Origin of the sequence: Citrobacter sp. Igbk 14, assembly GCF_028069825.1 — a bacterium.
Classification (GTDB): Bacteria; Pseudomonadota; Gammaproteobacteria; order Enterobacterales; family Enterobacteriaceae; genus Citrobacter.
The window spans coordinates 1-8,204 of record NZ_JANEWM010000102.1; the positions used below are offsets into that span (position 1 = coordinate 1).

Annotated in this window: 6 protein-coding genes; 1 reads left to right on the forward strand and 5 read right to left on the reverse strand. The window is 52.7% G+C overall.

The features are described from left to right. Positions 1 to 102 precede the first annotated feature (102 nt). The gene (puuE, locus tag NNN64_RS22080; protein ID WP_271442782.1) at positions 103 to 1,365 is read right to left on the reverse strand and encodes a 4-aminobutyrate transaminase; all 1,263 of its coding nucleotides are present in this window, start codon (positions 1,363 to 1,365) and stop codon (positions 103 to 105) included. Between the two features lie 105 nt (positions 1,366 to 1,470). Between puuE and pdxR the strand changes: the two genes are divergently transcribed. Further along, positions 1,471 to 2,949: a MocR-like pyridoxine biosynthesis transcription factor PdxR gene (pdxR, locus tag NNN64_RS22085; protein WP_271442783.1), complete on the forward strand. Its 1,479-nt coding sequence runs from the start codon at positions 1,471 to 1,473 to the stop codon at positions 2,947 to 2,949. A 98-nt stretch (positions 2,950 to 3,047) separates the two neighbouring features. Here pdxR and NNN64_RS22090 read toward each other — a convergent pair whose 3' ends face one another. The 4 genes from NNN64_RS22090 to NNN64_RS22105 all read right to left on the reverse strand — a co-directional run bounded on the left by NNN64_RS22090 (position 3,048) and on the right by NNN64_RS22105 (position 8,155). Continuing rightward, a complete protein-coding gene (locus NNN64_RS22090; protein ID WP_271442784.1) occupies positions 3,048 to 4,256 on the reverse strand; it encodes a cytochrome c in 1,209 nt (402 codons plus the stop codon). A gap of 3 nt (positions 4,257 to 4,259) precedes the next feature. Continuing rightward, positions 4,260 to 6,152 carry an NAD(P)-binding protein gene (locus NNN64_RS22095; protein WP_271442785.1) on the reverse strand — a complete coding sequence of 631 codons (1,893 nt, stop codon included), beginning with the start codon at positions 6,150 to 6,152 and terminating at the stop codon, positions 4,260 to 4,262. Between the two features lie 90 nt (positions 6,153 to 6,242). Beyond that, entirely contained in the window at positions 6,243 to 6,716 is a 474-nt protein-coding gene (locus NNN64_RS22100) for an ester cyclase (protein ID WP_137383302.1), read from the reverse strand. 11 nt (positions 6,717 to 6,727) lie between these two features. Continuing rightward, positions 6,728 to 8,155, reverse strand: a complete 1,428-nt coding sequence (locus NNN64_RS22105; protein ID WP_271442786.1) for a gamma-aminobutyraldehyde dehydrogenase — start codon at positions 8,153 to 8,155, stop codon at positions 6,728 to 6,730. Between the last annotated feature and the right edge of the window lie 49 nt (positions 8,156 to 8,204).

An 8,204-nucleotide genomic window follows, 5' to 3' on the forward strand; every position in this document is an offset into this window, starting at 1 on the left:
ATATGTAAATATATAACGAAAGGGATTGGCGAATGGGTGACAACAAAAAAGCCGACGGTAATGGCTACTGTCGGCTTTACACACGATCGGTTTTGAACGAGATTACTTCATCGACGTTTTGATTATCTCTAACGCTTTTGCAAACTGATCCTGCGGAATAGTCAGTGGGTACAGGAAGCGGATCACGTTGCCATACTGACCGCACGTTAACAGCAGCAGCCCCTGTGCAAGCGCTTTTTTCTGCACGCGCTGTGCGGCGGTGGCACTGGGTTCACCCGTGGCTGCATCGCAGAATTCAGCGGCAATCATCGAGCCTAATCCCCGCACTTCAGCAAGTTCAGGACACGCTGCACGCGCATCGGTCAGCACAGCACGCAGTTGCTCGCCAAGCGCTGCTGCACGCAGGCACAGCTTTTCATCACGAATAATATCCAGCACCGCATGAGCTGCCGCAATCGATAGCGGGTTCCCGGCGTAAGTCCCCCCCAGTCCCCCCGGCGCAGGCGCATCCATAATATCGGCTTTGCCTACCACACCCGATAACGGCATCCCACCCGCAAGGCTTTTCGCCATGGTCATCAGGTCTGCTTTATCCGCATAGTGATCCATCGCAAACAGCTCCCCAGTACGGGCGAAACCACTTTGCACCTCATCGGCAATCATCACGATGCCATGCTCATCGCAAATACGGCGAATTGCTGCGACAAACTCCGCCGGTGCGACAACAAAGCCGCCTTCACCCTGGACGGGTTCGAAGATAATCGCAGCGACCTGGCTCGGATCGATATCCGCTTTAAACAAACGTTCTATCGCTTTAATCGAGTCTGCAGTTGAAATCCCCTGCAGTGCAGAAGGATACGGCGCATGGTAAACGGACCCCGGGAACGGGCCGAAGCCTTTTTTGTATGGCGCCACTTTGCCGGTTAATGCCATCGTCATGTATGTCCGCCCGTGGAAACCACCGCCAAAGGCGATAACGCCAGGGCGACCGGTGTGAGCGCGGGCAATTTTAACCGCATTTTCCACGGCCTCTGCCCCGGTAGTAAAGAATGTCGTTTTACGCTTACCGTCAATTGGCGCCACAGCGTTGATTTTCTCCGCCAGCGACACATAGCTTTCGTAGGGAACAATCTGATAAGCCGTATGGGTAAAGGCTTGCAGTTGCGTTTCAACGGCCTGCACCAGACGCGGATGGCGATGCCCGGTGTTCAGCACGGCTATCCCGGCGGCGAAATCGATATACTGATTGCCTTCTATATCGGTAATCGTGCTGTTTTCAGCCGACTGGGCATAAAAATCACACATCACACCCACGCCACGTGGGGTGGCATCCAGACGACGTTGTTGCAGGTTTTTATTGTTCATTCTCTACACCTTGTCCATAAACACAATTGGTTGAATTACCCTTTAAATTTAGACGCCATCTGGTACTTTAATCGAGAGCCAAATCGTTTTATTTTAAGGATCCAAATGCGTTCACTTGCCGGAGATGTGATCAAGCATGCATTTAGCCAGCAGACGGACGAGAAGCTGCATCGTCGCCTGTATGCCGCCATCTGTAGCTGCATCCTCGAGGGTAGCCTAAAACCCGCTACCCGCATGCCTCCTTCACGCGACCTGGCGAGTGAGTTGGCGTTATCACGGAATACTGTCCTGCGGGTTTACGAGCAGTTGCAGGCCGAAGGCTATATCTCCGCGCGCACCAGCAGCGGCACATTTGTGACCGACAGCGTGCTGGACAATCTCGGCCTGGCCCCTAATAAACAACCGGTTTCGCCTGCGACACATGAAGATCACACCAGTTTGTCCGCCCGTAGCCTTGAACTGCTAGGGCATGCCAGCGCCAGTCCCCGCCAGTGGGGGGCTTTTATTCCTGGTGTACCGGACGTGCATTCTTTCCCGCATCGCACGCTGAAAAAGATTCAGGATCGGTTGGCAAGGCGGCTACGCCCGGAGTTTCTCACCTACGATGCCACGGGTGGTTTGATTGAACTGAAAGAAGCGCTGGCGGACTATCTGCGCACCGCACGCGGCGTACGCTGTACGCCAGATCAAATATTGATTACCGAGGGCATTCACCAGGCGTTGGATCTGGTAACTCGCTCTTTATGTAATCCTGGTGATAATACGTGGATCGAAGAACCCGGTTACTGGGGAATAAAAAACATTCTGCGCATCAATGCGGTCAACTTTTCTGCCATCCCGGTGGATGAACAAGGCATGGTTCCGCCTGCTTGCGTCGACCCGGCACCGAAACTCATTTTTGTGACACCGTCACATCAATATCCGCTTGGCCCGGTAATGAGCCTTGGTCGACGGCGGCAGCTACTCTATCAGGCACGTGAAACGCACAGCTGGATTGTGGAAGATGACTACGACAGCGAGTTTCGTTTTTCCGGCCAACCCATCCCGTCATTGCAGGGACTGGAAGAAGATGCTCCGGTTATCTATATCGGCACCTTCAGCAAAACCCTCTATCCGGCACTGCGGCTCGGGTACGTTGTGATACCTAAACCGCTTGCCGCCCCACTGATGAAGGTACATAACGATCTCTATCGTGGTGGGCATCTCCTGATTCAGGCGGCGCTGGCTGAGTTTATTCGTGAGGGTTACTATGCGGCGCACATCCGTAAAATGCGCCAGTTATATAGCCGCCGACGACATACGTTGGTAGAGCTCATTGTCAGCCAGCTTGGTGAGGATTATCTGGGGCCTTACAGCAGCAACGCCGGGCTACATCTGATTTTACAGCTACCTGCGGGTACTGATGATAGCGCCATTGCCCAACAGGCCAACGCACAAGGTCTTCTGGTTCGCCCACTTTCTCGCTACTACGTGAAAGAAGAAAAACGCAGCGGTCTGCTACTGGGCTTTGCCAGTATTGAAGAACATGAGATGGCTGCGGCGTTTACCCGACTGGCAGGTATTATCAGAATAAACACCGAGTAAGCACTGCCGGATGGCGGTGCAAGCACCTTATCCGGCCTACGAATTACGCATTTTTGTAGGCCGGATAAGCGCAGCGCCATCCGGCATCGTCGCACAGATTAATGTGAGGCTTTTTTAATCCCGGACAGATCTTCCTGGCTTACCTCACCATTACCCTCACCCCAGCTTTTACGCACGTAATTGATCACGTCGCGCATTTCGCTGTCGCTGAGCAACCCACCATAGGCTGGCATCTTAAAGGAGACATTCCCCCGTGTCGTCGGTGTTTCTGCGCCGTGGGCAATCACCCTGAACAACGGCGTTGGGTCGTCTACCATCACTAACGGGTTGTGAATGAGCGAAGGTGCATTATCATCGGTACCTTTCCCTTCCAGACCATGACAGGTCGAGCAGTAGCGGTTGTAAGTCACTTTACCCGCTTCAGGCGAATTCGACCAGGAGGCCGTGGCAGCTACCGTACGTGTCGGTTCCGTCTTCTCACTTTTCAGGCTCAACAAATATTGTGCAATCGCCGTGGCATCTTCGTCCGTCAGATACTGTGTGCTCTGGCTGACGACTTCAGACATCGATCCCGATACTGCAGCATGTTTGCTTTTCCCCGTCAGCAGCAATGACGTTAACGCCTGCTCAGACATCCCGGTTCCCCGTAGCGATGGCGCATACCAGCCGTCGATCATCGCCCCGCTCAGATACTCAGCATCGGCATTGGTATAGGCTTTTTCGTTCATCGCCATCCCTCTCGGGGTATGGCATGACCCGCAGTGACCCGGACCTTCTACCAGATAAGCACCCCGTTTTACCCGTGCTGCCGTATCATCCGCTTTGTTGTCTTCAACAGCGGCAGTCGGCGCATCGGTAAACAACCAATTCCAGATATGCAGCGGCCAGCGGGCCGAGACAAGCCAGGGAATAGCGTTCTCTTTATTGGGCTCTGCTGACGGCTTAACATCATGCATGAAGTAGCTATACAGCGCCTGAACATCTGCGTCGGACAGTTTCGAGTAAGAAGGATAAGGCATCGCCGGATACAGGGGATGACCGTCTTTGGCAATCCCCTGGCGCACGGCCTTCTCAAAATCATCGTAAGAATAGTTGCCGATACCGTGAGTCTTATCCGGGGTAATATTCGTCGAATAGATATCACCAACCGGCGTGGGGAACTTCTTGCCTCCCGCCATCGCCGCTCCGCCTTCCGCGGTATGGCATGCCACGCAGTCTGAGATCCTCGCGATGTACTCACCGTCAGATTCAGCGGCAGAGACAGAAGCGGTAAACAGGCAGGCGATTAGAACGGTTACATTACGCATAGATCACCCCATATCCTTGAGTTCATTAACCGCGCGCCATGCCTGATCGATAGCAGCATGAGCATAAGCGCTCCAGTCAGCATCAGAGTTAGCGATGGCAATACGTCCGATAGGTCTACGCGCCCGCTCAATAATCTCCGGCATTTTTTCCATATCGTCGAACAGTGAATTAGCGTAATACGCATAACCATGCGCCCAACGGTTAACAGTAATGGCCGCGATATCCCGCTGATTGTCAAAACCGGTTGAGCCAAACATTTCCTGCAACTGAGAACGGATCATCTCTTCATGTGCGGCAAACGTGGTCCCCAGCAGATAAGCACGCCCCAAACGGAACTGCTCCCTCGCGGACAGATTACTGCCAGGATACGTGGGCACATAGACCATATGAATCACCATGGGCTCGTCCGGCGAGGCCGGGTGTTGGTATCCACCGATACTGACCGGATAGTCGAGCTTGATTCGGCTATAAGGCGCGGCCGGTGAATAAAACTCATGAACCCCCAATTGCTTAAACGCTTGCCAGTTTTTGACCACCACATTGGTGTACACCAGCGGCGCCTTCACGTTCAGTTTGAGATCGGCCTGCTGCTGCTCTGGCGTTTCCGGTACCAGATACGGGATCATCATGTTATAGCCCGCCATAATGGCGTTCTTACCGCGCACGCGATGCATTTTGCCGTCGCAAAGATACGTGACGGCAACGCCCCCCTCTACGTTCGCCGCATTTATCACCGTGCTGTTCAGGCGCAAACGCGTGGCGTTTTCCGGCAGGTCGAGCTTTTCATAATGCAGTCTGGCGAGGACAGAATCTTCCATGGTATTGCCCGGCAGCGCGCCCGGCAGCATGTGTCTGACCAGCAACCGTGCCAGACCCGCATTGCCATCCGGGAAATGATAGACATAGGGCTCTTCGAGGTCGGCCAGCGATTCACCGTCCAACGGCGGCAGCCCTAACGCTTCCATTCCCGGCAATGCGCACGCACGAGCATCACTACCGGATATGCCTTCAATACCGATGGCAAAGAAATCGTTGGAACGCTGCTGAAAATAGAGCAGCGCCATTTTGCTTAAACCAACCCTGGTGGCAAGAAACTCACTATAGCTGTGGGTATCCAGCCATTCCGTTTTCTCATCAACCGTCATCCCTGGAAGATAATCAACCGGACGTACGTGCAGATCGATTAGCGCTTTACGATCTTCCTCACTCAATGGGAAGTCATTGATAAAGTCTTCGATATTACGGCCATTGAGCCGATCTGGCGGAATATCATCGGATACCGCACGACCCGGATCACCGCTGACTATTTTCGTCTCACCAAAATTCTTTTTATCGAAGAAGACGCCGCGACTAAGCTGCCAATCGGGGTAGAAATTAACGTCAAAACTCTTTTTCAACCGCGTGACGCTTACGCCGACAGTTTCCATCAGCTTATTCACTTCGGGGCTGAAGTTATGCGCGGGTGATTGAAAGGCTTCACTTCCGCCATATCCGATCAGTTTTTTGCCTGCTGAGGTGAATTCGTTGCGTTTGGCGTGACCACCAAAATCATCATGGTTATCGAGGATCAGCACCTTGCTGTTTTTCCCGGCCAGTTCATGCCAGAAACAACCCGCGGCCAGTCCGCTGATACCGCCGCCCACAATCACCAGATCGTACTCTTCCTCTACGGGCAGAGCGCTTAAATCAAAGTGCTTATGTTCACGGCCTAACGCATGGGCCATTTCAAACGAACCCGGATGGTTACCGCGTAGCCCCGTTAACGCCGGTGGATAATAACTTCCATCAATAAATTCGTGCCCCTTTCCTGCCGCTCTGACCAGATCCAGAGGGGTCAGTCCCGCAGCGATCGTCACCGCCACGCCGTTGAGAAAATCACGTCGGGTAATTGCCATTAACTTTGTCCTTTTGCCACTGACACATTGTCCTAAAAAACACTACAAATGAGAGGTTCCCCCTCGTAGATACAAGGAGGACACCGCCGACTACTTCACTGGCTTCAGCTCTTCATCCAGTTTTTTAGCGTCATAATAATCACCCTGCCAGGTGATTTTTCCTGCCTTAACATGAATATAGCTGACACCTTCAAATTTGATCGGATTATTTGTCGGCGGGCTTCCCGCCCATTCGCCGCTATTTTTACCCGAGAATTCCCAACGAAATGCCACAGTATCTTCATCAGCAACAGGTTTACCGACCATTTTCCAGGTCAGATCCGGGACCGCCTTAATAAATGCACCGATCACATCTTTTTCAGCTTTTTCCCGGCCGGTTACCGGCTCCCCTGCGGCGGCATCGTAATAAACGGCATCGTCCGCCAGGTACTGCGCTGCCAGCGGCGCATTATGCGCATTCCATGCTGCCATATACGCTTTTACCGTGTTCAGCGGTGAGCTTTCTGCCAGGCTGAATCCTGAGAACATCACCAATGAAAGTACGGCTATTTTTAATGTTTTCATCGTATTACCTGTTATTCGGAAATATCACACATGATATGTTTCACCCGGGTATACTCATCGAGCGAATAAGAGGAGAGATCTTTTCCGTAGCCGGATTTTTTGAATCCACCGTGTGGCATTTCGGCGCACAGAGGAATATGACTGTTAATCCAAACTGTGCCGAAATCGAGATCAATACTGAAACGCTGCGCGCGACTGTGATTGCTGGTCCAGACGCTCGCGGCCAGGCCATATTCCACATCGTTCGCCTTGCGCAACGCGTCTTCATCACCAGAAAACGACTGAATGGTCATTACCGGGCCAAACACTTCGTGTTGAATGGCTTCATCGTGTTGATGCAGGCCGGAAATTATCGTCGGTTCAAAGTAGAAACCCGGCCCAGGCCCCGCATGACCACCGGTTTCAATTTTCGCATGTGCAGGTAAACGCTCAATAAACCCCTTCACCTGCTCAAGCTGGTTTTTGCTATTCAGCGCGCCATATAACGCATCCTGATCCTGCGGAGGACCAAACTTGATACTTTTCGTTTTTTGGATCAGTTTTTCCAGGAACGTCGCATAGACAGAATCTTCCACCAGGATGCGCGTGGCGGCAGTACAATCCTGTCCGCCATTGAAAAATCCTGCGGTAGTGATAGCAGTAATCGCCTTGTCCATATCTGCATCAGCGAATACGACGGCGGGCGCTTTGCCACCCAGTTCAAGATGGGCCTTTGTCAGGTTAGCTGCTGCTGATGCCGCAACCTGCAGACCAGCGCGTACCGAACCGGTAATCGACACCAATGAAGCCGTCGGGTTAGAAACCACCAGCGAGCCAGTACTGGCCTTGCCCAACACGACGTTAAACGCCCCTCGCGGAAATAAGGGTGCCGCCAGTTCAGCCAGGAGCAGCGTACTTACCGGGGTGGTATCGCTCGGCTTTAAAACCACCGTATTGCCAGCGGCAAGCGCCGGTGCAATCTTCCATACCGCCATCATAAACGGGTAATTCCACGGTGTGACTTGTCCCACAATGCCCAACGGCTCACGACGAATCGTTGAGGTGAACCCGGCGGAATATTCTCCGGCGGCCTTCCCTTCCAGACAACGCGCTGCGCCGGCAAAAAAACGAATCGCATCGCACGAGGCTGCTATCTCTTCTTTTTCGATAAAATGACGCAATTGACCGGTTTCCTGGCTTTGCGCGTTGACCAGTCGTTCAACATTTTTTTCTATCTCATCCGCCAGTTGCAGCAGTGCTTTTTGTCGCTGGGCAGGTGTCGATTTTTTCCATATGTTAAATGCCGCCGCGGCCGCCGAGTAGGCAAGCGCCACCTCAGTCGCACCGGCATTAGGCGATAACGCGTACGTTTCACCGTCAACCGGGCTCACCAACTCAAACGTGTCTTCTGTGTTACCCGCTACATATTGCCCGTTTATAAAATGCTTCAGGGTTCTCATGCCTTTCTCCCGCCAATTAATACATAAAGAAGCTTATGTAATATATATA